This is a genomic window from Pseudomonas sp. UTLPPB19802 (assembly GCF_059730225.1).
The window spans coordinates 3,743,818-3,769,405 of sequence record NZ_AP048545.1; the positions used below are offsets into that span (position 1 = coordinate 3,743,818).

Annotated in this window: 22 protein-coding genes; 15 read left to right on the forward strand and 7 right to left on the reverse strand. The window is 62.3% G+C overall.

What is annotated here, in order from left to right; translation table 11 throughout:
- Positions 1 to 56: 56 nt before the first annotated feature.
- The 10 genes from AC6I6U_RS16685 (at position 57) to AC6I6U_RS16730 (ending at position 9,277) form a co-directional block, all read left to right on the forward strand.
- A complete protein-coding gene (locus AC6I6U_RS16685) occupies positions 57 to 1,667 on the forward strand; it encodes an ABC transporter substrate-binding protein (RefSeq protein ID WP_497877148.1) in 1,611 nt (536 codons plus the stop codon).
- A complete protein-coding gene (locus tag AC6I6U_RS16690; RefSeq protein WP_497877149.1) occupies positions 1,664 to 2,653 on the forward strand; it encodes an ABC transporter permease in 990 nt (329 codons plus the stop codon). The genes AC6I6U_RS16685 and AC6I6U_RS16690 overlap by 4 nt, the downstream gene beginning before the upstream one ends.
- Complete coding sequence (locus tag AC6I6U_RS16695; protein ID WP_497877150.1) at positions 2,653 to 3,501, forward strand: ABC transporter permease; 849 nt, start codon at positions 2,653 to 2,655, stop codon at positions 3,499 to 3,501. The genes AC6I6U_RS16690 and AC6I6U_RS16695 overlap by 1 nt, the downstream gene beginning before the upstream one ends.
- Positions 3,498 to 5,141, forward strand: a complete 1,644-nt coding sequence (locus tag AC6I6U_RS16700; protein ID WP_497877151.1) for an ABC transporter ATP-binding protein — start codon at positions 3,498 to 3,500, stop codon at positions 5,139 to 5,141. Before AC6I6U_RS16695 ends, AC6I6U_RS16700 begins: the two co-directional genes overlap by 4 nt.
- Positions 5,142 to 5,177: 36 nt before the next feature.
- Complete coding sequence (locus tag AC6I6U_RS16705; protein WP_497877152.1) at positions 5,178 to 6,020, forward strand: alpha/beta fold hydrolase; 843 nt, start codon at positions 5,178 to 5,180, stop codon at positions 6,018 to 6,020.
- A gap of 132 nt (positions 6,021 to 6,152) precedes the next feature.
- Positions 6,153 to 6,359 carry a hypothetical protein gene (locus tag AC6I6U_RS16710; RefSeq protein ID WP_497877153.1) on the forward strand — a complete coding sequence of 69 codons (207 nt, stop codon included), beginning with the start codon at positions 6,153 to 6,155 and terminating at the stop codon, positions 6,357 to 6,359.
- A 327-nt stretch (positions 6,360 to 6,686) separates the two neighbouring features.
- Complete coding sequence (locus tag AC6I6U_RS16715; RefSeq protein ID WP_497877154.1) at positions 6,687 to 7,124, forward strand: HIT family protein; 438 nt, start codon at positions 6,687 to 6,689, stop codon at positions 7,122 to 7,124.
- Between the two features lie 228 nt (positions 7,125 to 7,352).
- Complete coding sequence (locus AC6I6U_RS16720; protein WP_497877155.1) at positions 7,353 to 8,129, forward strand: N-acyl amino acid synthase FeeM domain-containing protein; 777 nt, start codon at positions 7,353 to 7,355, stop codon at positions 8,127 to 8,129.
- A gap of 38 nt (positions 8,130 to 8,167) precedes the next feature.
- Entirely contained in the window at positions 8,168 to 8,566 is a 399-nt protein-coding gene (locus AC6I6U_RS16725; protein WP_497877156.1) for a nuclear transport factor 2 family protein, read from the forward strand.
- 57 nt (positions 8,567 to 8,623) lie between these two features.
- Complete coding sequence (locus AC6I6U_RS16730) at positions 8,624 to 9,277, forward strand: iron-containing redox enzyme family protein (RefSeq protein ID WP_497877157.1); 654 nt, start codon at positions 8,624 to 8,626, stop codon at positions 9,275 to 9,277.
- A 150-nt stretch (positions 9,278 to 9,427) separates the two neighbouring features.
- On the opposite strand, the gene AC6I6U_RS16735 is transcribed toward AC6I6U_RS16730, so the two are convergent.
- The gene (locus AC6I6U_RS16735; protein WP_497877158.1) at positions 9,428 to 10,576 is read right to left on the reverse strand and encodes a MalY/PatB family protein; all 1,149 of its coding nucleotides are present in this window, start codon (positions 10,574 to 10,576) and stop codon (positions 9,428 to 9,430) included.
- A gap of 103 nt (positions 10,577 to 10,679) precedes the next feature.
- Positions 10,680 to 12,248: a sensor domain-containing diguanylate cyclase gene (locus AC6I6U_RS16740; RefSeq protein ID WP_497877159.1), complete on the reverse strand. Its 1,569-nt coding sequence runs from the start codon at positions 12,246 to 12,248 to the stop codon at positions 10,680 to 10,682.
- 183 nt (positions 12,249 to 12,431) lie between these two features.
- Here AC6I6U_RS16740 and AC6I6U_RS16745 point away from each other — a divergent pair, with 183 nt between their 5' ends.
- Complete coding sequence (locus tag AC6I6U_RS16745) at positions 12,432 to 12,650, forward strand: hypothetical protein (RefSeq protein WP_497877160.1); 219 nt, start codon at positions 12,432 to 12,434, stop codon at positions 12,648 to 12,650.
- A gap of 1 nt (position 12,651) precedes the next feature.
- Here the strand turns inward: AC6I6U_RS16745 and AC6I6U_RS16750 are convergent, their stop codons facing one another.
- A complete protein-coding gene (locus AC6I6U_RS16750; protein ID WP_497877161.1) occupies positions 12,652 to 14,277 on the reverse strand; it encodes an NADP-dependent glyceraldehyde-3-phosphate dehydrogenase in 1,626 nt (541 codons plus the stop codon).
- Between the two features lie 167 nt (positions 14,278 to 14,444).
- On the opposite strand from AC6I6U_RS16750, the gene AC6I6U_RS16755 reads away from it, so the two are divergent.
- Positions 14,445 to 15,074, forward strand: a complete 630-nt coding sequence (locus AC6I6U_RS16755) for a LysE family translocator (protein WP_497877162.1) — start codon at positions 14,445 to 14,447, stop codon at positions 15,072 to 15,074.
- Between the two features lie 13 nt (positions 15,075 to 15,087).
- Here AC6I6U_RS16755 and AC6I6U_RS16760 read toward each other — a convergent pair whose 3' ends face one another.
- The 4 genes from AC6I6U_RS16760 to mrdA form a co-directional block, all read right to left on the reverse strand.
- Complete coding sequence (locus AC6I6U_RS16760) at positions 15,088 to 16,503, reverse strand: alpha/beta hydrolase family protein (RefSeq protein WP_497877163.1); 1,416 nt, start codon at positions 16,501 to 16,503, stop codon at positions 15,088 to 15,090.
- A gap of 186 nt (positions 16,504 to 16,689) precedes the next feature.
- On the reverse strand, positions 16,690 to 17,394 hold the full coding sequence (locus AC6I6U_RS16765; RefSeq protein WP_497877164.1) for an ATP-binding cassette domain-containing protein: 705 nt from the start codon (positions 17,392 to 17,394) through the stop codon (positions 16,690 to 16,692).
- Positions 17,394 to 18,137 (reverse strand): ABC transporter permease, encoded by a 744-nt coding sequence (locus AC6I6U_RS16770; protein ID WP_497877165.1) that lies wholly within the window; start codon positions 18,135 to 18,137, stop codon positions 17,394 to 17,396. Before AC6I6U_RS16770 ends, AC6I6U_RS16765 begins: the two co-directional genes overlap by 1 nt.
- A gap of 278 nt (positions 18,138 to 18,415) precedes the next feature.
- Positions 18,416 to 20,308 (reverse strand): penicillin-binding protein 2, encoded by a 1,893-nt coding sequence (gene mrdA / locus AC6I6U_RS16775; protein WP_497877166.1) that lies wholly within the window; start codon positions 20,306 to 20,308, stop codon positions 18,416 to 18,418.
- Positions 20,309 to 20,590: 282 nt separating this feature from the next.
- On the opposite strand from mrdA, the gene AC6I6U_RS16780 reads away from it, so the two are divergent.
- From AC6I6U_RS16780 to acnA, 3 genes are all read left to right on the forward strand, one after another.
- A complete protein-coding gene (locus AC6I6U_RS16780; RefSeq protein WP_497877167.1) occupies positions 20,591 to 21,763 on the forward strand; it encodes an acetyltransferase domain-containing protein in 1,173 nt (390 codons plus the stop codon).
- Positions 21,764 to 21,845: 82 nt separating this feature from the next.
- Positions 21,846 to 22,730, forward strand: coding sequence for a LysR substrate-binding domain-containing protein (locus AC6I6U_RS16785; RefSeq protein WP_497877168.1), 885 nt, complete (start codon positions 21,846 to 21,848; stop codon positions 22,728 to 22,730).
- 142 nt (positions 22,731 to 22,872) lie between these two features.
- On the forward strand, positions 22,873 to 25,551 hold the full coding sequence (gene acnA / locus AC6I6U_RS16790) for an aconitate hydratase AcnA (RefSeq protein WP_497877169.1): 2,679 nt from the start codon (positions 22,873 to 22,875) through the stop codon (positions 25,549 to 25,551).
- The last annotated feature ends 37 nt before the right edge of the window (positions 25,552 to 25,588 follow it).

Genomic DNA, 25,588 nt, shown 5'->3' on the forward strand with positions numbered 1-25,588 from the left:
AGGGCCGGTCGCACACCCTGTGCCGCGCCTGCCGAATCTTTACTGCGGAGCCCGCCATGCCTGATTTCTCCCCGACCCCTTCGTCTCGCACCCGGCCCCTGCGCCGAGCCTTGCTCGGCCTGGCCGCCAGTGCGCTGATCCTGGCCGGCAGCGTACAGGCGCAACCCCATGATGGCGGCGTGCTGAACCTGGTGGCCCAGCCGGAGCCGCCGTCGCTGATGCACGGCGTGGTGTCCCATGTCTCGACCCAGTACGTCAGCGGCAAGATCCTCCAGGGCCTACTGACCTACGACACCCACCTGCAACCCAAGCCGGTGTTGGCCAAGAGCTGGACGGTCTCCGCCGATGGCCTGACCTACACCTTCGACCTGCAGGACGGCGTGCGCTGGCACGACGGCCAGCCTTTCACCGCGGACGACGTGGTGTTCAGCTTCCAGACTTTCTACCCGGAAGTGGACAAGCGCCTCGGCGGCGTCTTCACCGAGTTTGTCGACTCGATCGACGCCAGCGGCCCGCTGCAAGTGACCTTTCACCTGAAGAAACCCTTCGCCCCCTTGCTCTCATCCCTCGGCAGCGGCCTGCGTCCGGTGGTGCCCAAGCACCTCTACGAGGGCACCGATTTTCGCAACAACCCCTATAACCTCAAGCCGGTCGGCACCGGCCCGTTCGTGTTCCGGGAGTGGAAACGCGGCGCCTACATCAAGCTGGGCAAGAACCCCGACTACTGGAAAAAGGGCCTGCCGCACCTGGATGGCATCGTCTTCCACGTGATCCCCGACGCCTCCTCGCGGGCCGCGGCCTTCGAGCGCGGCGACGTGCAGGTGCTGCGCAGCGGCGATGCCGACTATTCCGATCTCAAGCGCCTGGGCAACCTGCCCGGCGTGCAGTCCTCCGAGCAGGGCTGGGAGCTGTATTCCGGCCTGGCCTTCCTGCAGATCAATACCCGCAAGCCGCCGCTGAACAACCCCAAGGTGCGCCAGGCGATCCTCTATGCGCTGAACCGGCAGTTCATCGTCGACAACATCTTCTTCGGCACCGGCAAGGTCGCCCAGGGCCCCTTCGTCTCCAGCTCGCCCTACCACGATCCACAGCTGCCGCAGTACGGCTATGACCTGAAGAAGGCCAAGGCGCTGATCGCCGAGTCCGGCGTCGATGTCGGCGCGGTGCGCATCCGCCTGCTCAACGGCGAGAAGGGCGGTGCCTGGGAGCGTGCCGCCGAGTACACCAAGCAGGCCCTGCAGCCGCTGGGCTTCAAGGTCCAGGTGGTCACTTCGGATGCCGCTACCTGGTTCCAGCGGGTCAGCGACTGGGATTTCGACCTGACCTACAACTTCATCTTCCAGGTCGGCGACCCGTACCTGACCACCGCCTATCTGTACCGCTCCGACTACATCCTCAAGACCTCGCCGTTCGCCAACGTCAGCGGCTACAACAGCCCGGAGGCGGATGCGCTGTGGAGCAAGGTCGCCAACACCCCGGAGGGCGAGCAGCGCCGCCAGGTCTACAGCGAGCTGGAGAACCGCCTCAACACCGACCTGCCGATCGTGCCGATCTTCGAGATGCGCTACCCGACGCTCTATCACGGCCAGGTCAAGAACCTGCTGCAGACCGCCACCAGCCTCAACGAGGATGACGAAAGCGTCTACCTCGACGCGCCGGCACCATGAGCGGCTTGAGCTTCCTCGGCTCGCGGCTGCTGCGGGCGCTGGCGATGGTGCTGGGGGTTTTGGTGCTGAGCTTCCTGCTGATCCGCCTGGCCCCCGGTGATCCGGCGCTGATGCTGGCCGGCGAAGCCGGGGTCGACGACCCCGGGTACATCGCGCAACTGCGCCAGGACATGGGGCTGGACAAACCGGTGGCCCAGCAGTTGCTGATCTACCTCGGTCATGTTGCGCGGCTGGACCTGGGTTACTCCTACCGCAACCAGGCGCCGGTCTGGTCGCTGATCGCCGAACGGCTGCCGGCGACCCTGGCACTGATGGGCTCGGCGTTCCTGCTGTCATCGTTGCTGGGCATCGCCCTTGGCGTGCTGGCGGCGCGCAGCCGGGAGCGGCGGCCGTGGCTCGACCAACTGATCTCCCAGGGGGCGTTGCTGCTCTATGCGACCCCGTCGTTCTGGCTGGCGATGCTGTTGATCCTGCTGTTTTCGGTCAGCCTCGACTGGTTGCCGGCCTTCGGCATGGAGACCGTCGCCGCGAGCCACCAAGGCCTGGCCTGGTGGGGTGACCGGTTGCAGCACCTGGTGCTGCCGTGCCTGTCACTGAGCTTTCTGTTCCTTGCGCTTTACATCCATCTGACCCGCGCCGCGACACTGGAGGTACTCGGCCAGGAATACGTGCGTACCGCGCAGGCCAAGGGCCTTTCGCCACGGCGGATTCTCTGGGCCCATGTGCTGCGCAATGCGCTGTTGCCGGTGGTGACTTTCGCCGGCCTGCAACTGGGCCAGATGGCTGGCGGCATCCTGCTGATCGAGGTGGTCTATTCCTGGCCGGGCGTCGGTCGTTTGATGTACGAAGCATTGGACCAGCGCGACTACGGTGTGTTGATGGGCGGTTTCCTGGTGATTTCGATCATGGTGGTGAGTTTCAACCTGCTGACCGACCTGGCTTGCCGCTGGCTCGATCCGCGAATTGGCGCCGGAGGGCAACACTGATGCAACGGCATTCTTTCCTGCGTCGGTTTCTCGCCCAGCCCTCGGCGCTGGCCGGGTTGTCATTCCTGCTCGGTCTGGGCCTGCTGGCGCTGGCCGCGCCCTGGCTGACCGACAGCCTGCCCTGGGAGATGAACAGTCAGCCGCTGCTGGCGCCCTTTCACGACCCGGCGCATTGGCTGGGCAGCGACATGCTCGGGCGCGACCTCGGCAGCGGCCTGTTGTACGGCGCCCGGGTGTCCCTGGCGGTGGCCGGACTGGCGAGCCTGGCGACCTTGCTGGTGGGGACCCTGGTGGGGGCGCTGGCCGGTTACTTCGGCGGCTGGCTCGACGGCGTGCTGATGCGCCTCGCCGAGTTTTTCCAGATCATCCCGCAGCTGGTTCTGGCGGTGATTGTGGTGGCGGTGCTCGAACCTTCCCTGGCGACGACCGTGCTGGCCATCGCCCTGGTGGCCTGGCCCGGGGTGGCGCGGTTGGTGCGTAGTGAGTTCCTCAGCCTGCGCCAGCGCGAATTCGTCCAGGCCGCGCGGGTACTCGGGCAGTCGTCGACGGCGATCATCTTTCGCCAGATCCTGCCCAATGCCCTGGCGCCGCTGTTGGTGACCCTGACCTTCGTCATGGCCGCCGCGATTCTGACCGAAGCGGCCCTGGCTTTTCTCGGCCTCAGTGACCCCGAGTCGATGAGCTGGGGCTACATGATCAATGCCTCCCGTGGGCTGCTGCGCGACGCCTGGTGGATGAGCCTGTGGCCGGGCCTGGCGATCCTGCTCAGCGTACTGGCGGTGAACCGCGTCGGCGAGGGCCTGCGGGTGGCCTGCGAGCCGCTGCGGCAACCAGGAGTCAGCTCATGACAGACAGCCACAACGCCTTGCTCAGCATCGAACACCTGCGCATCGCATTGCCGCCTGGTGCCGATCGCAGCCATGCGCTGTACGACCTGTCGCTGCAGCTCGAACGCGGCGAACTCCTTTGCGTCGTTGGCGAATCCGGTTCGGGCAAGTCGATGCTGGCCAAGGCCCTGCTGCGGATGTTGCCGCAGGCGCTGACAGTGGAAAGTGGTCGGATCCGTTGGTGCGGTGAGGACCTGGCCGATCTCGACGAGCCCGCCATGCGCCAGCTGCGCGGGCGTGATATCAGCATGGTTTTCCAGGAGCCGATGAGCGCGCTCAACCCGCTGCTGAGCGTTGGCCTGCAGATCGATGAAACCCTCGCGGCCCACGGTGTGAAGGATGCGGCGAGCCGTCGCCAACGGGTACTCGAACTGCTCGGTTACGTCGGCCTGCCGGACCCGGAGCGCCTGCGCCATGCCTATCCCTTCGAGTTATCCGGTGGCCAGCGCCAGCGGGTGGTGATCGCCATGGCACTGGCCTTTGATCCGGCCCTGCTGATCGCCGACGAGCCGACCTCGGCGCTGGATGTCACCACCCAGGCGCAGATCCTTGAACTGTTGCGGCGGATCCAGCGCGACAAGGGCATGGCGGTGCTGTTCATCACCCACGATTTTGCCGTGGTGCAGGCGATCGCCGATCGGGTGCTGGTGCTGGAAAAGGGGCATCTGGTGGAGCAGGGCAGCGCCCGCGAGGTCCTGCAGTCGCCGACTGCGGATTACACCCGGCGCCTGTTGGCGGCCGTCTCGGCCAGCCCGCTGACGCCGCGCCCACCGTTGACACAGGTGTCGACGGTGCTGGCTGCGTGCCAACTGGAGAAGTCCTATACCCGCTCCGGTGGCTGGTGGCGCAAGCGTGCCAGCCGGGCGCTGGCAGGAGTCGACCTGCATCTGGGCGAAGGCGAGACCCTGGGGATCGTCGGCGAGTCCGGCTCTGGAAAATCGACCCTCGGCCGCTGCCTGGTGCGCCTGCTGCAACCGGACAGCGGGCAACTGCAATGGCAGGGGCGGGAAGTCGCCGAGCTGTCTCAGCGGCGACTGCGGCCGCTACGCGGCGAGATCCAAATGATCTTCCAGGACCCGTTCGCCTCGCTCAACCCGCGCCAGAGCGTGGGCCAGATCGTCATGACCGGGCCGCTGGCCCAGGGTGTTCCGGCCCGCGAAGCAGAGCAGCGCGCCCGCGAGGTGCTGGAACTGGTCGGTCTGCCACCGACCGCCTTCGAACGCTACGCCCACGAGTTTTCCGGCGGCCAGCGCCAGCGCATCGGCATTGCCCGGGCCCTGGCGGTGCGGCCGAAGATCCTGATCGCCGACGAATGCGTCTCGGCACTGGACGCACTGATCCAGGTGCAGATCCTCGAACTGCTGGAAGACCTGCAACGCCGCCTGCGCCTGAGCATCGTCTTCATCACCCATGACCTGCGGGTGGCGGCGCGACTGTGCGATCGCATCGCGGTGATGCAGGGCGGACGGATCGTCGAGCAGGGCGAAACCGCGCGGCTGTTCGCCGAACCGCAACATGCCTATACCCGCACGCTGCTGGGTGCCTCACCGGTGGTTGCCGAGCCGTCCCGCACGGCGGTGACTCGCGAGGGCGCTTGGTGAACGAATTTTCTATCCATCCGACAGGAGCCACAGCGCATGGCTGAAGCTTTTTCCTCCGTTGATCTGCCGCAGGTGCGCGGCGAGTTGCTCGAAATCCGTCCGGGACGCCGCTTGAGTGTTGCCCGCCAGGCCGGCCAGGCGCAGGCCGACACCGTGGTGTTTCTCTGTCACGGCGCCGGCGGCAACAAGGACCAGTGGCGTCACCTGTGGCAGGCGTTGGGCGAGGAGGGCTACAGCCTGGTCGCCTGGGACCTGCTCGGTCATGGCGCCAGCGACAAGCCGCGCCGTCCGGCAGCCTATGCCTGGGCCGAGCTGGTGGCCGACTATCAGGAACTGTTGCGGCGTTTTGGCGGCCAGCGCAACTTGATCGTCGCCCATTCCTTCGGCACCGGCTTGTCGATGAGTACCTTGCTGCAGTCGCAAGCGATCAGCGGCGCGCTGTTGCTGGGCTCGCAGTTGCACCGGCCGTTGAGCCGTGGCGGGCTGATGGCGTTGCCAGCCTGGGTGCTGGAGCTGATCCGTCCGGTGTTGGCCAAGGGCTTTCGCCAGCGCGCCTGGCACCCTACGGCCGACCCGCAACTGGTGGCCTATGAAGAGAAGGTCACCGAGAACAATCGGCTGTATGTGTTCAAGGGCCTGCTCGAAGGCGTGCAATGGCCGGATGCCGGGCATCTGGCGAGCCTGCGGTTGCCGATCGAAGTGCTGTCCGGCGACAGTGACGGGCTGACCCCGGCCAGTGGCGGCGAGGCCCTGGCCCGGCAGTTGCCCGATGCCGGCTTCGAGGTGCTGCAAGCCTGCGGGCACCAGTTGATGCTGGAGAAGCCCCGGCAGGTCCTGGAGGCGTTCCGGCGCCTGCTGCACAGGCTTGAGCCGGCATGATTGTGTGACCGGCCGGTCATTCGTCGGAACCTTGCGCCAGAGCCTGCGGATCGCTGTCGCTCGGCTACGCTGAAGGTTTTTGAGGCGCCGGCGGCCAGCCGGCGGTGATCAACCTTGGAAAGGAGTGGCCGAATGAAAAGGGCTTACATGGAAGACAATGGCGATGAGTTCCCGATCAACAACCTGGTGCGCTGTGGGCAGACGCCCTATGTCGCCGAGTTCGGGGGCGAGGCGCCCGCGCAGGAGACGCCGAGTCGGATCAATCAGTCGGCAACGAGCGGGTTGTTGAGGCGACCCTATTTTCCGAAGGCCACTCCCCGCCTGAAAAAGCTCGCGTGAGGCCGCAGCCGGCGGTGAGTTGATGCCACCGTGCCGTTGAAGAATCCGGAGTCTGCGAAGACTCCGGTTTTTTTTTTGGCTGCCCGACGGCTTCATAAATAGTTCTTGAATGATTTTCTGAAAACAAATCAGCGCGTTAGCGGCTTTTCGGGGACGCCGGATACAAAAAATTTCAAAACTCGCGTGTACAGCCCTTCAGGCCTCAGCGTATTTTCGCCTCAAGCTGTGCGATCAGCGGTATAGGACTGTAAGGGAATTCAGCCTGTAGCAAGCCCGGAGCAAGAGCATTCATCGGGCCTGCCCATAACAATTAGAAGGAGCTAATCCGTGAACTGCATTTTCTGTGCAATCGTCGCCAAGCAGGCACCTGCGAGCATCGTCCATGAAGACGAACAGTGCCTGGCCTTTCTGTCCATCCAGCCGATCACGCCCGGTCATGTGCTGGTGATACCCAAGGCCCATGCCAGCGGCCTGGGCGAAATTCCTCCGCAAACCGCAGGCCACGTGATGGTGGTCGCCCAGCGCGTGGCGAGTGCCTTGCGCAACAGTGGGCTGCAGCTTGATGGCCAGGTTTGCGAGGGCATCAACCTGTTGCTGTGCGATGGCGTCGTAGCCGGACAGACTGTCGGCCATGCCCACCTGCACGTCATTGCACGCTTCGTCGGCGATGGTTTCGACCTCGCCCACGGGAACATTCCCATGGCCAACCCGCAAGTGCTGGGTGAGCGTGCCGAGCTGATTCGTTCGGCTCTCGAACAACTCTGAACACGATGTAGCGTCTGGCAGCCGGCTGGGGAGTCGGCTGTTTCGGCGCAGTTGCCTGTCTATCGGTTATTGCCTGTTGGCGTTCATCGCCAGCAAGCCGGCTCCTGCCTGGGGGCTTTTGAAAGATATTGAAATGTAAGAGGTGAACTCGTGAGTTGAATCATGGGTTCTGTGTCGTGCGTCTGGTTGAGAGAAATAATACGAAACATAATAATAAAGGAGCGTCTCATGTCGTCATACGGAAGTAACAAAGCAGTATTACCGTTCGCCACCATGCAGTTGGTGCAAGATGATTCGGCTGGTGCGGCGATTCATGCTTTCTATGATTCTGTTCTGCAGGAACACTGTCAGTCCGACAAGGTCAAGGTCCGGCAAGTTGTAACGCCTGAACAGTTTTTCGAGTTGTCGCGAGCCCGTTATCGCTTGTACGGGCAGCGCAAGGTGTATTACCGAACGCTGTTCGGCGACTCGGTCGATGAAACCATCTGTCTTGATGAGTACGACTCCCGCTCTTATGTCTTCGCCTGTTACTACGACGGCGAGATTATTGGCACCCAGCGTATTACACCGTTTCCCCATGAATCCGGCGAGTACATCGATCACCAGCGCCTGCTGCAGTTCTCCGGCCCCGGTTATGAGCGCGAGTGCGTCGAGCTGTCGCGACTGATCGTCGACAAGCATGCGCCGGTGAAGAACGTGGTCACCGCCCTGGCCATGACCGGCGCCTCGCTGGTGGCACTGCTGGGTGGCTACAAGACTTTCATCACCTACGTGAAGCCGCGCCTGGCGCCGAAATTCGACAGCTCGGTGTTCGACCAGGACGGCATCCTGTTCCAGATCCCGGCGCGTGGCGACCACTACTACGCCTTGTACAAGGGTGAGCTGATGCCTTCGGTGACCACCTACTTCGGCCTGGAGCAGTGCCCGGCTGACCTCAAGGATATCGACGCGCTGATGCGCCATACCCTGGCCGCCCGTGCCACCCGCCAGGTCCTGGCGGTCTGAAAAAGATAATAAAACGACAATAACGAGGTTGATGTCAGATGGAAGCCAAGAACAAGGCCGTGGTTATCGAGTTCTATGAACGCATGTTCGCCAAGCGTGAACTGGCGGTGGCCGATACATTGATTGCCGAAGACTATGTGCAACACAATAACGTGTTCATTCCGCCACGTCGTGAAGGCTTCAAGAAGTACTTCGAACAGTTCTTCAAGACCTTTCCGCAATCCGGTACCCATATCAAGCAAGTGTGTGCCGAAGGCGACTATGTCTTTCTCTATGCCACCCATTGGGCCAAGCATCGGTTCTTTACCGTGAATTACAAGGTAATCGATATCTATCGGGTAGAGAACGGTGTGCTGATGGAACATTGGGACACCATCGAGGGAGTCGGGTTCTTCTCGAAGTTCATGTACATCATCAAGTCCGTGTTGCGCCTGTAATCCAGATAAACAAGCAATGTCATAAGCGATTCATAAAACCACCAGGGAAAGAGTGAAATGACTGAGTTTCGTACCGAGTTGAAGGCTGTTTGCGACGCCGAATGGGACAAGATCAAGGCCGGGCGTTTCTTTCAGATGATGAAACGCCCCGATCTGCAGCGAGAGCTGTACATCAAGTCGATCGTGCAGGTGTACCACTACACCAAGAACAACGCGATCAACCAGGCGGTGGCCTGCTGGAACCAGGACCACAAGAAGGTCGGCCTGCTGCGTTTCGCCATGAAGCATGCGCTGGAGGAATTGGGCCACGAAAACATGGCCTACAACGACCTGATCGCCATTGGCGTCGACCCGGCCGAATTCGAAAAGCCGATGCTGCCGGCCACCGAGGCGTTCTATGGCTACCTGGACTATGTCTCGGTCTGCCGCGGCATCATCCCGCGCCTGGGCTACAGCTTCTGGGCCGAAGATTCCTACGAACACCTCGAGCCGATGATGGACATCTGCAAGAACAGCCTGAAGCTGACCGACAAGCAGATGACCTTCTTCGTCGCCCACGCGATCATCGATGCCAAGCACTCGGAAGAGGTCAACGCGGCGATCGATCGCTGGGTGGTCACCGATGAGGAGAAGGAAGCGGTGAAGCAGGTGGCACGGACCACCGTGTACCTGATGGGCAAGATTCTCGAGTCGGTTGCCGACGAGTTCTGATCCTGCATTCGTCAAGCGGGACAGGGTAGTGGGTCTGGCACTCTAGCCGGCTTGCTGGCGATTGTGATCGGTCAGCCTGAATCTTTGCTGACTGACACTCCGCTATCGCCAGCAAGCCGGCTCCCACTGCTCTTGTGCGAGCTCGGGCTTTCAGCGCTGGCGCAGGCTGTTTTCCATCCGGCTGATCCCTTCCTCCAGCAATGACCGCGGGCAGCCGAAGTTCAGGCGGACGAACTGCCGGGCATCATCGGCGAATTCGACGCCCGCGCTCAGCCCGACCCTGGCCTTGTCGAGGAAGAACTGGTACGGATCTTCCAAGCCCAGCGCCGTGCAGTCGAGCCAGGCCAGGTAGGTGCCCTGGGCCGGTTGCATGACCACGCCCGGCAGGCGGGTCTGTACCGCGTGCTGCAGGTAGTCGCGGTTAGCCTGCAGGTATTCCACCAGCCCCTTCAGCCAAGGCCCGCACTCGCGGTAGGCGGTCAGCGTGGCTTCCAGGCCGAGGGCGTTGACGCTGTCGACCATGCCTCCACGGGCAGCGTTGAAGCGCTCGCGTACCAGCGGGTCCTGGATGATTGCGTAGGCGGTCTTCAGGCCGGCGATGTTGTAGGCCTTGCTCGCCGACATCAGGGTGATGGTGCGCTTGGCGATCTCCGGGCTCAGGGACGCGGTCGGCACATGGCGGCGGCCGTCATAGCAGAGGTCGGCATGGATCTCGTCGGAGATGATCAGCGCACCGCGCTCCAGGCAGGCCTCGGCGACTTGCTGCAATTCTTCACGGGGGAAGACCTTGCCCAGCGGGTTGTGCGGGTTGCTCAGCAGCAGTGCACCACCTTCCTGCAGCGCATCGCGCAGGGCGGCCAGTGGGGTGACGTAGTCGCCCCGCGCATCACGTTCGAACGGCAGCTCGACTTTCGGCAGGTCCCAGTTCCCCGGTGCCAGGCGCAGCGGGCGGTAGTTCGGGGTCTGCACCACGACGTTGCGGCCCGGCTGGACGAAGGCGCGCAGGGCCATGTTGAAGCCTGGTTCGACGCCCGGCAGGAACACCAGATCCTGGGGCTCGATCCGCCAGGCGTACTTGTTCCAAAGATCGACGACGATCGCCTCGCGCAGCGCATCCTGGGCCACGCTGTAGCCCAGTTGCGGGTGTTCGAGGCGCTGGTGCAGGGCCTGGGTGATCTCGCTGGCCACCGGCAGGTCCATGTCCGCCACCCACATGGGCAGGACATCGGCGGGGTAGCGGCTCCACTTGGTGCTGCCGGTGTTGCGGCGGTCGAGCAGGGTGTCGAAGTTGAAAGTCATGCTGGCGGAAAATCTCGCAGTAAATCCCCGAAGTCGTCGGGTGTTCAAATCCGGAAAGGCGGGCCCGCAGGCGCTGGCCCGATGTCTGTCGGTAGCGCGCAGTCTACTCGGTCGTGGCGGTTGGCGGCACTGGTTCGACGCGATTGCGCCCCTTGCCCTTGGCCCGGTACAGCGCCAGGTCGGCTTCCTTGAGGGCCTGGGCGACGGTCTGGCCGTCTCGCGGCCAGTCGGTGACACCCAGCGACACGGTGACCGGAATGCCATTCGGGCTTTCGGTGTAGGCCATGGCCGCCCGCAGTCGCTCGGCAACCTGCAGTGCCTGGCCCAGAGGAGTGCCGGGCAACAGCATGAGGAATTCTTCGCCGCCCTGGCGGCAGAGCACATCGCTTTCCCGCGAGTGGCGGCGCATCTGCTGGGCCAGGTGCTGCAGCACCAGGTCGCCGGCGTTGTGCCCGTAGCTGTCGTTGACCTGCTTGAAGTGGTCGATGTCCAGGGCCAGCAGCGAGAATGGCTGGTGGTGGTTCTCCCAGTCCTCGAGGATCAGTTGCAGGCCGCGTCGGTTGGTCAGGCCGGTCAGCGAGTCGGTGACATTTTCCAGGTTGAGCCGGCCCAGTTGCTGGTGCAGGGACATCAACGCCTTCTGCATCGCGTGCTTCAATTGTGCCGCTTCGTAGTACCAGGCCCTGATCTTGCTGACCGACTGCGCGGCGCTCGAGGAGCCCCAGTGTTCGGTCGAGTTGGCCAGTTGCCAGAGCGGGCGGGTGATCAGCGAGGACAGCCACCAGATCGCCAGTAGCGACAGCAGCGACAGCGGTACGGCGTAGCCTGCCACCTCCAGCATCAGCCGTTTCAGGCCCTCAAGGGTGATATCGGTGGGTCGCTGACTGATCACGCCCCAGCCGATACGGGGCACCGGCGCAAATCCGGTCAGCATGTCGACGCCCTTGGAGTTGTTCAGGCGCTGGCTGCCGGTCGTGCCGGCGATCACCGCATCGATCGCCGGATTGCCCTTGATCACCTCGCCGATCCGCTGCGGGTCCTGGTGGTAGATCAGTTGCCCCTTGGTGTCGACCACATAGAGGTAGGAGCCGTCGCGATAGTAATGCTCGCCCAACAGCGAATGCAGGATGTTCGGTTCGTTGAGGTAGATCCCGGCTCCCAGGTAGCCCAGGTAGGTGCCCTGGTCATCGAAGATCGGGTGGGTGATCTGGATCATCAGGTGTTTGCTGGCACCGATGTAGGGGCTGGAAATATTGGGTTGGCGCGCCGTAATGGCCTGGCGAAAGCCGTCGCTGGTGGCGGTGGTTCCCAGCAGGTTCATCGACATGGGCGATGCGGCGATGATCCTGCCATCGGCCCGCACGACGATCACCGAGTTGAAACTGTTGGTCTGCCGACGCAGGCGATGCACCTCTTGCCACAATGGATCCGGCTGGTCCCAGATCGCCGGGAGCAGGTTGGCGCTGAAGGCCAGTTGCTGCTGGGTCGACTTGAGAAAGTCGTCGGTGGAGCTGGCCAGCTTTACCGCGTAGATCCGGTTGGCCTCCAGGGTCTGCGCCATGAGGAAGTTGCGCTGGGTCTGGTAGCTGGCGAAGAACAGGTTGCCGGCGGTCAGCGTGACCACGGCAAGCGAGAGCAGCAGGATCAGTCGGCGAAGGTCGATACGTGGCATGAGTTTCTTATGAAAATAGGCGAGAGCGGCGGCCACAGGAGCCAGTAGGTAATGATAGAACAGTGCGGGCGGGAGGATGGGAAGACAGCAGGTCGCCAGGTAAAAAAAGGCTGTGGTGCGACGAACGTTTTTCCCCGGCAGTGCCCTAATACCTTGATTATCCGAGCTGCAAGGGACAAAGGTATGACATTTTTCCTGATCATCGCCCTCGAGTTCGGCGCCATCGGGGCCGCCATCTGGGCGCTGGGGCATTTCGACAAGCGGCGGAGGCAGGGCTGGGCCTCGCGCCAGTCGAGTGTCGGCTGGAGCTATGGCCCGGAGCGGGAGGGCTCCCTCGAACTGTTCGGGGAAGCCATCCTGGTGGTGTCGCTGGTGCTGCTGGCGGTGTATCTGGTTTTTTGAGTCAGAAAATGTAGTCGGTGGTCAGGAAACTCGATTCGCGGTTGCGGATGATGTCGCTGACCAGCGTCTTGTTGCTCTCCTGGAACTTGGTCGCCACCAGCGTACGAATCGAGAACACCCGCAAGGCGTCGTGGACCGAGAGGGTACCCTCGGCGGAGTTCTTGCGCCCGTTGAACGGATAGGTGTCCGGGCCGCGCTGGCACTGGGCATTGATGTTGATCCGGCCGACCTGGTTGGCGAAGGTGTCCACCAGCCGCCCGACCTCGGCCGAGTTTGTGCCGAAAATACTCAGCTGTTGGCCAAAGTCCGACTCCAGAACGTAGTCGATCACCGTTTCCAGGTCGCGATAGGGCACGATCGGCACCACCGGGCCGAACTGTTCTTCCTGGTACACACGCATCTGCGCGTTCACCGGGTACAGCACCGCCGGGTAGAAGAACGACGCGCGAGTCTGCCCGCCGCCGGGGTTGACCACCCGCGCGCCCTTGGCGACGGCATCGGCCACCAGGCCACCCAGGTAGTCGACCTTGCTCGCTTCCGGCAGTGGCGTCAGCGCCACGCCGTTGTCCCAGGGCATGCCGGGCAACAGGCTCTGGACCTTGCGGTTGAATTTCTCGATGAAGCTGTCGACCACGTCCTCATGGACGAACAGGATCTTCAGGGCGGTGCAGCGCTGGCCGTTGAACGACAGCGCACCGGTCACCGACTCGTTGACTGCGTTGTCGAGGTCGACCTGGGGCAGCACGATCCCAGGGTTCTTCGCATCCAGGCCCAGGGCCGCGCGCAGACGGTGAGGGCGCGGGTGCAGTTTCTTCAGGTCGCTGGCGGCCTTGTTGGTGCCGATGAAGGCGAAGATATCGATCTTGCCGCTGGCCATCAGCGCGCTGACGGTTTCCCGCCCGCTGCCGTAGATCACGTTGATCACCCCGGCCGGGAAGCTGTCGCGGAACGCTTCCAGCAGCGGCCGGATCAGCAGCACGCCGAGCTTGGCCGGCTTGAACACCACGGTGTTGCCCATGATCAGCGCCGGGATCAGCGTGGTGAAGGTCTCGTTCAGCGGGTAGTTGTAGGGGCCCATGCACAGTGCCACGCCCATCGGTGCCCGGCGGATCTGGCCGAGGGTGTCCTGCTCCAGTTCGAAGCGGCTGGAGCGGCGGTCGAGTTCCTTGAGGGCATTGATGGTGTCGACGATGTAGTCGCAGGTGCGGTCGAACTCCTTTTCCGAGTCCTTGAGGTTCTTGCCGATTTCCCACATCAGCAGCTTGACCACCGCTTCGCGCTGTTCGCGCATGCGCCGAAGGAAGGCTTCGACATGCTGGATACGCTCGGCCACCCGCATGGTTGGCCATTGGCCCTGGCCGCGGTCGTAGGCGCGCACTGCCGCGTCGAGGGCGGTGAGGGCGGTTTCGGCGTCCAGCAACGGCGTGCTGCCGAGGATCACCTGTTCGTCGCCATTGGCACCGGCCAGGTAGACCGGGCTGCGTACTTGCGCCAGGGGGCCATTCCAGGTGCGCAGGGCGCCGTTGACCAGGTAATCGCGTTGTTCCAGTTGGCCATCGAGGCGGTATTTTTCCGGAATGTCCGCGGCGGCGGGAAACAGTGAGTCGAGCAGCTTCTGATCGGTCATGGGGCAATTCCCTGTCTGTTGGAAGGTCGCTGAAACGCTTCAGTTGTCCCTCTGTTTTATCACGAAACATCTTAGCCCCGTCCAGCACAAACGACAGGCTGGTTGAAGGGCAGGGGGCCAAGCCGCAGAATGGCGCTCAATTTTCATCTTCAAGGCGACCTTCATCTATGACGCTGGCAACGTTGCTTCTGTTCCTGATCAGTGCGGCGGCGATCATCGCCATGCCGGGCCCCACCGTGCTGCTGGCCCTGCACAACGGTTCCAACCACGGCGTCCGGGCGGCGGCCTGGGGCATGGGTGGCGCGGTGCTGGCCGATGCGGTGCTGGTCACGGCGGTGGCCTGTGGCCTGGGCATTCTGCTGCAGGCCAGCGAAACGCTGTTCCAGGCGGTGAAGTGGGTGGGAGCGGCCTACCTGGTATGGCTCGGCTGGAAAATGCTGCGTTCGAGCGGAACCCTGGCCGAACTGCCGGTGCAGCAGGGTTCCAGTCGCAGCGCCGGCCTGTTCGTGCGCTGTTTCGTGGTGGCGCTGACCAACCCCAAGGCGTTGCTGTTCATGTCGGCCTTCCTGCCGCAGTTCATTGACAGCACCCAGCCGCAGCTACCGCAGTATGCGGCACTCGCGGCGGTACTGACCTTGCTCAATGTCAGCATCATGCTGTTCTACGCGCTGTGTGGCGCGCGGTTGTTGAGTCGCCTGCAGGGCGGGCACCTGCGTGCTTTCAACCGGGTCACCGGCGGGCTGCTGATGACCCTGGGTGGGGTGCTGGCGTTCTATCGGCGTGGTACCACCGCCTAACCCCACGCAGCGCTCACTGTTCGGACCAGACGACGTCATCATTGACGGCGTAGGGGCGGCAGTCGCGATGGGCCTTTGCACATTGGTCCAAGGCCGTCTGCAGGGGTTCGTTACCCCCAGCCGAAGCTGACCATGCGCCATCGGGGGCAATGGCAAAGGCGCGCGGTTTCTTGAGCGCCAGGAACTTTCGATAGCCGTCTTGGGCGGCGACGCTGAGATAGGGAACCGCCGTCGCATCCTCCAGTGCCGCAAAGTGCGTGGGAGGGGGCGCCTGGACCGGCTTGACCCAGACCACGTCATTGTCCACGGCGTAAGGCCGGCAATTGCGGCCGACATTCCGGCATTCTGCGAGCCCCCTGCCCAACGGATCAAAACCGCCGTTCGTTGCGAGCGTAGTGCCATCTCCCGCGATGAGAAACACGCGGGGAGGTAGTCGCGTCAGGAACTGCTGATAGGATTTTCGACTGCGATCGTTGAGATAAGGTACGGCGCCGACATCGTCGATCGCGGCATAGTGGGTGGGCATTGGAGACGGCACCGGCAGGTACTCGGGGTGCTGCACTTGGTCAGGCAGCCCCACTCGAGCCAGAAAGGCATCCACTTTCGCCGCCCAGATTGCCAGACCCTCGGGAAAACCCAGCAGGTTGTGCGAGTCCTGCATGAAATCGCCGTATGCCACCAATTGGGCCGCGCCCCCCGCTGCAGTGTACCGGGCATACTCGGTGCGCCAGGTCGGCTCGGCGAACACCTTGTCATTGCTGCCATAAAACCAGATGGACGGAATACGCGTATGTTCGCCGTCGTAGGCGGCCGCCGCGGCCATGCTGCGTTCCGACGTCGGGCAGTCGGATTCCTTGAGACCGCCTGCAAAGTTGATCAGGCCCTTGACGTTGGGGATACCGAGCGTGCCGAGCGCCAGGGTGTTGAAACCACCAAAACTCTGGCCCGCGACAACGATGTGTCGAGCATCGATGTAGGGCTGGGCCGTCATGTACTCGATGACGGCGCGAATATCCCTGGCATTGTTGAGACCGGTCGATATGAAGTCGCAACCGTGGTGCTCGAGTTGTCCTCCCGAGCCGGCAAAACCGCGCATCATCGGCATGGCCACGGCATAACCACGGGAAAGAAAATAGTAGGCGGAGAAACTGAGGTGGTAGCGCGGGTTATCCCTTGGCTTTTTGTCGCCATCGGAGCCGTGGTTCATCACCGCCAGTGGAAACGGACCAGGTCCCTTGGGTGTCAGCACGGTCAACTGCAGGACCACAGGTCGCTCGCTATCGCCGGGAACATTGAGTACCCGCTCGTTCATGGAGGCTGGGGGCATCTTGATGGCGTCCGTGTCGTCATTCGCGGCGTAGGCGGTCATTGGGCCGTTGAGCAGGGCATACAACAGGAGGGCGGTCAGTTGCTGGAGTCGTGCGGGCATAGGTGGCTCACGGTAGGACCCTGGGCGAGAGGTCGCCCAGCAGTGGTACTGCGTTTCAATGAGTTCGGGCTCAAAGGGCAGTCGGCGCCAACGATGTCTTGTCCAGGCTGCTTTTCCAAATGAAATATCGCAGCCAGTGGTTGGTGTTTTATCCGCTCGGGTTTACCCAATGACAGGGCCTGGTGTTCAGCAAGCCGCGGCGTTGATGAACGCCTCATCGAGCGAACGGGAATTGAAGGTGTTTCGAAACGACTGCCCGTCGGCGAAGCGCCTGAAGCGTTTTTGGCTGATCATGTAGAAACAGTCGCAGTGTTCGGCGATTTCCTCGACGTTATGCGATGAAACCAGAATCGCCTTGCCGCTCTGTGCGGCGCCGTGCAGGCACTGCCAGATGTAGTGCCGGAACTCGGGATCCACCCCGGCCGTTGGTTCATCGAGGATGATGAAGTCGGCCTCGATCGACAGCAGCGAAAGAGTGAAGAACCAGCGTTTTTCACCGTAGCTGCACAGCGATGATTTCTTCTTCCAGATTTCCTTGTAGCGCTCGGTGATCTGCGGGCTCCATGACGACAGCCTACTCAACACCTGTGCCTGGGAGATCGGCGTCGGCGAACACAGTAAGGTGGTCATCCTGAAAATATCGAACATGCGCAGGGCAGGTGGGGTCGTCAGGATTTGTGAAAGATAGAGCTGTTTGGGAAAAGCATTGATCACTTCGCCCTGGGCAGGTTTTCTCAGCTTGCACAGGATGTCGAAAAACGTCGTCTTTCCTGATCCGTTCGAGCCAAGCAGTCCGGTAATCATTCCGGCCTGTGCGGTGAGCGAAGCCTCTTCGAAAATGATTTTGTCGCCATAGTTGAAGGAGAGGCGATTGGCTTGCAAGGAAGTCATCAGTACCGGCTCCATACAGGATTGATGCGAAACAGCCTGACGCTGATTGCCATGTTGACGGTAAACAGGAAAACAGACAGTAGCACCCGCCCGTATTGCTGGTTGAACCCCAGTGCCATCAATTGCGAGGCATGCCACAAGGGGTTGCTGGTGTTGAGCGCTTCAAGAATGAAGTTATCGGAAACACCGCGTGACAGGCCAAGTACCAGCATGGCCAGCGACAGCGCCGATAACAGGGTATTGGCATTCTGGAAATTGATGGGCAATAGCGTTAACAAAACTCCGAGTGAGCAGAAGAACAAATAACTGATCTGGAAGTTTATCAGGATGAAAGCGAATTCCCGGATTGAATAGCGTTCGAAAGGCAGGCGCGTGCTCAGATAGAAGGCTGCGCAGTAAATGGCGGCGATGGCCAGGTAGGCCAGGTTCTGGGCAATGAGGAAAACCAGCCTCGACTCATGGTTGTAGACGAATGAACGGATGAATCCGCTCTCCCGACGACCAATGATGTAGAAGGAAAAACCGAACAGGGCGACATTCGAGGCGATGTAGGCGTAGAACCAGGCGGTGCGCTGGATATAGTCATCGGAAAAGGCAAGGCTTTCTCCCTTGGAAAGAGCCAGCAGGTAAAAGGCCGCGCAGGGGGAAATGATGATCCAGAAGAGCGCTATGGGTTCTTTGAACTGTTCCTTGATGAATAGCAGGGCCAGATTTCCTGCGCGATAAGCGGTGCAGGCTTTCATATGGCGGCGTCCTGAGTGGTGGTGACACTATCTATAGCGTCCGGGTGAACGTGCTGCCACTCGAGGTTTTCTTTTTGTGGGATTTTTCTTTATAGGTGTTTTGTCAGGAGGATACAACTTCGTCAAATTCTGTCGTTTTTAATATGGAATAAGACGGAATGGACGATTTGCTGTGAGAGATTTCCTTCAAGATTAAGGGAACTCTTCAATTGCCGGTGTGGATTTACCGCTCCACTGGCCAGAACCGGCAAATGGAGCGGCAGGACGGACTCGCAGGATCAGACCTTCGGATCCTCGTGCACCTTGAGTGGATGCGCATACTGCGGCTTGAGCTTGCCATCCTTGTCCAGCAGCCAGGCGTCGAGGATTTCGCGGACTACCGGGCCGGCGACGCGGCCGCCGGCCTCGCCGTTTTCGATCATCACCGATATCACGATCTGCGGGTCTTCCGCCGGGGCGAAGCCGACGAACAGGGCGTTGTCGCGGTGACGCTCGGCGGTCTTGAGGCGGTCGTAGCGCTCGCCCTGCTTGATTGCCACCACCTGTGCGGTACCGCTCTTGCCGGCGATCCGGTATTGCGCACCCTGCGCCGCCGCCCGGGCGATACCACGGGGGGCGTGCATCACCAGTTGCATGGCGTAGTTGACCTGTTCCCATTCCCTGGAATCGCGCAGGACCAGGTTCGGAATCGGGTTCTGGTCCACCGGCGGCACCTGGCCGATGGTCCTGGCCAGGTGCGGGCGATTCCACACGCCCTTGTTGGCGATCAACGTGGTGGCCTGGGCCAGTTGCAACGGGGTGACCTGCATGTAGCCCTGGCCGATCCCCAGGATCACCGTTTCCCCCGGGAACCAGGCCTGGCGGCGGGTTGCGCGTTTCCACTCGCGTGATGGCATCAGCCCGGCGGATTCCTCGAACATGTCCAGGGAGACTTTCTGGCCGATGCCGAACTTGTTCAGGTAGTCGTGCAGGCGGTCGATGCCCAGCTTGTTGGCCAGGTCGTAGAAGTAGGTGTCGTTGGAGCGCATGATTGCGGCGTTGAGGTCGACCCAGCCGTCACCGCTGTGGTTCCAGTTACGGTACTTGTGGTCGACGTTCGGCAGTTGGAAATAGCCCGGATCGAACACCCGCGTGGTCGGTGAGATCACGCCGCTGTCGAGGCCGGCGATGGCCACTTCCGGCTTGATCGTCGAGCCCGGCGCATAGAGGCCGCGCAGGGCCCGGTTGAACAGCGGACGGTCGATGGAGTCGCGCAGGGCCGAATAGTCCTTGGCGCGAATGCCGGTGACGAACAGGTTGGGATCGAAGCTCGGCTTGCTGACCATCGCCAGCACTTCGCCGGTCTTCGGATCGATCGCCACCACCGAGCCACGGCGGTCGCCCAGGGCATTCTCGGCGGCTTCCTGCAACTTGATGTCCAGGCTCAGGACGATGTTCTTGCCGGGAATCGGATCGGTGTGCCTGAGCACCCGCATGACCCGGCCCTGGGCGTTGGTCTCGACCTCTTCATAGCCGACGTGGCCGTGCAGTTCGTTTTCGTAGAAACGCTCGATACCGGTCTTGCCGATGGACTGGGTGCCGCGGTATTCGACCGGGTCGAGCTGCTTGATTTCCTTCTCGTTGATCCGCCCGACATACCCCACCGAGTGGGCGAAGTGATCGCCCAGAGGATAATGGCGGACGAACTGCGGCTCGACCTCGATCCCCGGCAGCTTGAATTCGTTCACGGCCAGCAGGGCGATCTGCTGTTCGGTCAATTCGTAGAGCAGGGTCACCGGTTCGAACGGATGGCGCGACTGCTTGAGTGCCTTGGCGAACACCGTGCGGTCTTCTTCCGGCAGGTTGAGCACGCTCATCACTGTTTCCAGCACCTGGCTGACATCGCCAGCGCGCTCGCGGGTGAGGGTCATGTTGAAGCTGGGCTGGTTGTCGGCGAGCACTTCGCCGTTGCGGTCGAAAATGATCCCGCGTTCCGGTGGGATCGGCAGGACATGGACGCGGTTGTTTTCCGACACGGTGGAGTTGTAGTCGAACTCGACGACCTGGAGAAAATACAGGCGGCCGACCAGGGCGCAGGCTAGGCCCAGCACCAGCAGCCCGCAGGCGATCAGGCGCTTGTTGACCAGGCGTTTTTCGGTCTCGTGATCCTTGAGATGAATGGGATCGGACATGAGGAACCTGTCTCGTGCAAAGAAAAGTGAATATGAAAGTGGCGGCTAATAGAGAAAATGCATAGCTGGCTATTAAATCGGCGCACAAGATAGCAAGAAGTGTCGAATTTAGGGGCTTTATTGCAGGGACTTCCGACAACAGAGGAGGAGGGGAAAGCGGTCGATATCCGGGCCAGTTGCGGGAAACCCCCGGAACAAACGTTTCAAGATGTTTCTTTTGTTGATGTTATATCGTATCGAAATTAGATTCTGCCGCCTCATTCCTCTCCGTAAGCTATCGCCATGACGTCCACTTCCGGGCCGCTCGCTCCGTCGGCCGGTGCCAACCTTCGTCTTTGTGCCATCGATGCCCTGCGTGGCTTTGTCATGCTGTGCATGGTGGTCGATCATGTTCGTGAAACTTTTTTCATGCACCGCCAGGTCAGCGATCCGATCGATGCCCTGACCGTCGCGCCGGACCTGTTCTTCACCCGCCTGCTCGCGACCCTCTGCGCACCGGTGTTCATCTTTCTCACCGGCCTGTCGGCGTTTCTCTACAGCCAGAAACACAGTGCCCGCGACACGTCGGTCTTCCTGCTCAAGCGCGGGGTGTTCCTGGTGTTGCTGGAACTGACCCTGGTCTGCTTCGCCTGGAACGGCGAGTTCCCGCCGAAAACCCTGTGGTTGCAGGTAATCTGGTGCATTGGTATCTGCATGATTGTGCTGGCCGGCCTGCTACACCTGCGCCGCGCCTGGCTGGTGCTGCTCGGTGTGCTGATCGTCGGCGGGCATAACCTGCTCGATGGCGTGGTGCTGGGGCCCGATTCGCCGTTCTTCATCCCGTGGTCGGTGCTGCACCAGAAGGTCTTCATCCAGCTCACCGAATACACCCGCGCCCGCACCACCTATCCGGTGCTGCCGTGGATTGGCGTGATCCTGCTCGGCTGGAGCCTCGGGCCGTGGTTTGCCAGCAGTGTCGAATCGACCATGCGGCGCGCACGCCTGCTGAAGCTCGGCGGCGGCCTGTTGCTGGCGTTCGTGCTGATCCGCTACCTGAATGTCTACGGCGACGCGCCTTGGGTACATACCGGCGATAGCCTGCGCACGGTCATGAGTTTCCTGAGTGCCAGGAAGTACCCGCCGTCGCTGATGTTCCTGTTGCCGACCCTCGGCGTCGGCCTGTTGCTGCTGGCGCTGTTCGAGCGCCTGCAGCAGCACAAGGTGGTGGGCATCCTGGCGCTGTATGGCGGGGCGCCAATGTTCTTCTACCTGTTGCACCTGTATGTGCTTAAGGCGATGTATGTGCCGGCATTTGCCATCTGGGGTGCGACCGAGGGCGAGGTCTATGCCTTCAGCCAACTGTCCAGTATCTGGCTGCTGAGTGTGCTGTTGTGCGTCGCCCTGTTCTTCCCGACACGCTGGTTCGCCCGGCTCAAGCAGCGGCGACGGGATATGACCTGGCTCAAGTATTTCTGAGATCCGTATCGAGGAAATCCTTTCCCAATCCGGTGAGGTGTGAGAAAAAACCGCGCACACTCACTCGGCGAGGTTTCCACAGGTGCGATACGACATTACCAGCCTGGATCTGTTCATCACCGTGGCCGAGGAGCGCAACCTGACCCGGGCCGGCCGGATCAAGCACCTGGCGGTATCGGCCATCAGCAAGCGCATCACCGAGCTGGAAGCCCAGGTCGGCTCGCCGCTGCTGATCCGCAATGCCCGCGGTGTCGACCTGACGCCGGCTGGGCAGTCGCTGCTGTATTACGCCCGACAGGTGAAGCAGACCATCGAACAGCTGGACCACGAACTCGGTGACTACGCCGCCGGGGTCAAGGGCCATATCCGCATTCATGCCATCACCTCGGCGCTGTCGCAGTTCCTGCCGGGCGATGTCGCGCGGTTCGTCGCGCTGTATCCGCAGATCAAGTTCGACATCGAGGAGCGGGTCGGTTCGGCAGTGATCCGTGCGGTCGCCGATGGCCGCGCCGACCTCGGCATCATCGCCGTGCAGACCTCCGCCCAGGGCCTGGAGACCTGCCCCTATCGTCACGATGAACTGGCCTTGGTGGTGCCGGCCGGGCACGCCCTGGCCACGCGCAAGTCGATCCGTTTCGAGGAAGTGCTCGAGCATGAGTTCGTCGGCCCACACCTGGAAAGCTCGATGCACACGCTGCTGACCAGCGAGGCGGAGAAACTGGGCATGGCGCTCAAGCTGAGGATTCGCATCAGCAGCTTCGACTGCATGTGCCGCATGGTCTCCAACGGACTTGGCCTGGCGGTACTGCCGCGCAGCGTGGTCAACCAGTACCTGCGCAGCCACAAGCTCAAGGCGGTGGGCCTCGACGAGCCTTGGGCACAGCGGTCGCTGCTGCTGGCGTTCAGGAAGTACGACACGGCCTCACCGACCCTGAAAACCCTGATCGATCAACTGCGACTGACCTGAGGTCGATTCTCCAGCGTTCTCCATCGGCGAACGCTGCTGTGGCAATTGATCAATTTTCAGCGACCGGCATTGCTCCTAGCATTGGCTCATCAGCGGCGGCCCCAGACCCCGCGACCCCTATAAAAGCCTGAGCGAAATGAGCATGACCGAGACTGCCCGCGACCTGATCAATCATCTGACGGTCGATGACCAGCTGTTCGCCTATGTTGACCTGAACAGGATGCTGTCGCCCGCACAACTGTCGAAACTGCCTTACTCGATCCGTATCCTGCTGGAGAACGTCGCGCGCTGCTCGCCCGAGGCGCTGCCTTCGGTGCTGGCCCGAGCCATCGGCCAGGGCCCGGATTGCGAAGTGCCGTTCCAGCCCAACCGCCTGATGTTCCACGACACCACCTGCCTGCCGGCCCTGGCCGACTTTGCCGGCATGCGCGACGTGGTCGCCGAGCTTGGCGGCGACCCTCAGGCGATGAACCCGCTGATTCCGGCGGTGCTGACCATCGACCATTCGGTGATCGTCGAACGTTACGCCGAGGCCGACGCTGTGGAGCAGAACCTCGACATCGACTTTCGCCGCAACAGCGAGCGTTATCGCTTCATCAAGTGGGCGCAGAAGAGCCTGGATAATTTCGGCGTGATCCCGCCGGGTACCGGCATCATCCACCAGATGAACATGGAGGCGCTGGCCCAGGTGGTCTGGGAAAGCCGCACCGAGGACGGCCAGCGCCTGCTGCACCCGGACGACATGGTTGCCACCGACAGCCATACACCGATGATCAACGCCATCGGCGTGCTCGGCTGGGGCGTCGGCGGCCTGGAAGGGCAGGCGGCGATGGTTGGCGAGCCGGTGCCGATCAGTTTTCCGAAAGTCATCGGCATCCGCGTGACCAATGCCCTGCGCCCCGGTGTCACGGCCACCGACCTGTCGCTGCATGTGGCCGAGATCCTGCGCCAGCGCTCGGTGGTCGGCAAGTTCGTCGAGTTCACCGGCCCTGGCCTGTCCGCGTTGAGCTGGGCCGCCCGCGGCACCGTGTCGAACATGGCACCGGAGTACGGCGCCACCGTGGTGTTTTTCCCGTTCGACAACGAGACTCTGTCCTACCTGGAATTGAGCGGCCGCTCGCCAGGGCTGTGCAGCAAGGTCATCAGCTACATGAGCGCCCAGCCGCTGTGGCGCCGCGACGAGCAGGCCGAGCCGCAGTTCGACGAACTCATCGAGCTCGACCTGGCCAGTATCGAGGTCAGCGTTGCCGGCCCGCACCAGCCCCATCAGCGACAGAAACTCTCGAATGCCGCCGCCTCGTTCCGGGAGGAAGTGCTGGGCGTCGGCAAGCTGATCAACGCACCGGCCGAGCAGCGATTCTACGAACCGTCCTTCGGCCAGCCCATCACCCATGGCGCGGTGGTGATCAGTGCGATCACCAGTTGCACCAACACCGCCAACCCGGCGCAGATGATCCAGGCCGGCCTGTTGGCCCGCAAGGCGCGCCAGTTGGGCCTCAATCGCAAGCCCTGGGTGAAGACGTCGTTGTCGCCCGGCTCGCGGGTGGTGGCCGACTATCTTCAGGAAGCCGACCTGCTGGCCGACTTTGCTGCCCTGGGCTTCGAGCTGGCCGGCTTTGGTTGCATGACCTGCATCGGCAACTCCGGTTCGCTTGAAGAACATGTCGAGCAGTTCGCCGACCAGGGTTTGAAAGGAGTGGTGGTACTTTCCGGCAACCGCAACTTCGAAGGCCGGGTGAACCCCAAGGTGCCGGCCGGCTACCTGGCATCGCCGGCGCTGTGCGTGGCCTATGCCATCGCCGGCAGTATCGATATCGACCTTGAATCCCAGGCGCTGGCCGAGGACCGCGACGGCCAGCCGGTGTACCTGCGTGACCTGATGCCATCAGATGCGGACATTGCCGCCGAGGTGGCGAAAGTGGTCAAACCGGTGTTCTTCCAGCAGCGTCTGGTGAAGGTCTGGGACGGTACCCACCACTGGCAGTCGCTGTCGGCCGAAGGCAGCGTCCAGTTTCCCTGGAGTCCGGGTTCGACCTATCTGCGGCGCCCTCAATACCTGGCGGACATCCCGGCCGAGCCGAAAACCAGCCTAGCCATCAGTGGCGCACGCACGTTGATGGTGCTGGGCGACAACGTCACCACCGACCATATCTCGCCGGCCTATTCCATCCCCGCCGACAGCCTGGCCGGGCAGTGGCTGCTGGAGCATGGCGAGGACCCGCGCGACCTCAACCAGTATTCGACCCGGCGCAGCAACCACGAAGTGATGTTGCGGGGGGCGTTCACCAACAAGGCGGTGAAGAACCGCCTGCTCGGCGACAGGCAACCCGGTCTCGGTGCCTGGGCCTGGAATGCCGACCACAGCGAATGCCTGCCGCTGTACGAGGCGGCCAAGAGCTACGCCGCACGGCACACACCGATGGTGGTGTTCGCCGGGATCAACTACGGCGCCGGCTCCAGTCGCGACTGGGCCGCCAAGGCCCAGGCGTTGCTGGGGGTCAAGGCGGTAGTGGCGCAGAGTATCGAGCGTATCCACCGCAGCAACCTCATAGGCATGGGCGTCATCCCTTTGCAGTTCAGGGCTGGTCAGTCAGTTGACGATCTGCAGTTGCAGGGCGATGAGCGTTTCGACTTTCTTGGCCTGGATGAACTCGATGTCGGCGAAAACCTCGTCAGCCTGCTGATTCATCGTGCCGATGGCACCACGCAGGACATGGAGCTGGGCGTGCGGATCGATTCCGCGCAGGAGGTTCGCTACCTGGTCAACGGCGGGGTGCTGCCGTTCGTGATCCGCAAGGTGGTACGGCGCACCCGTCACTGAGTTGGAAAACCGGCCCCACCAAGGGCCGGGTATTGCG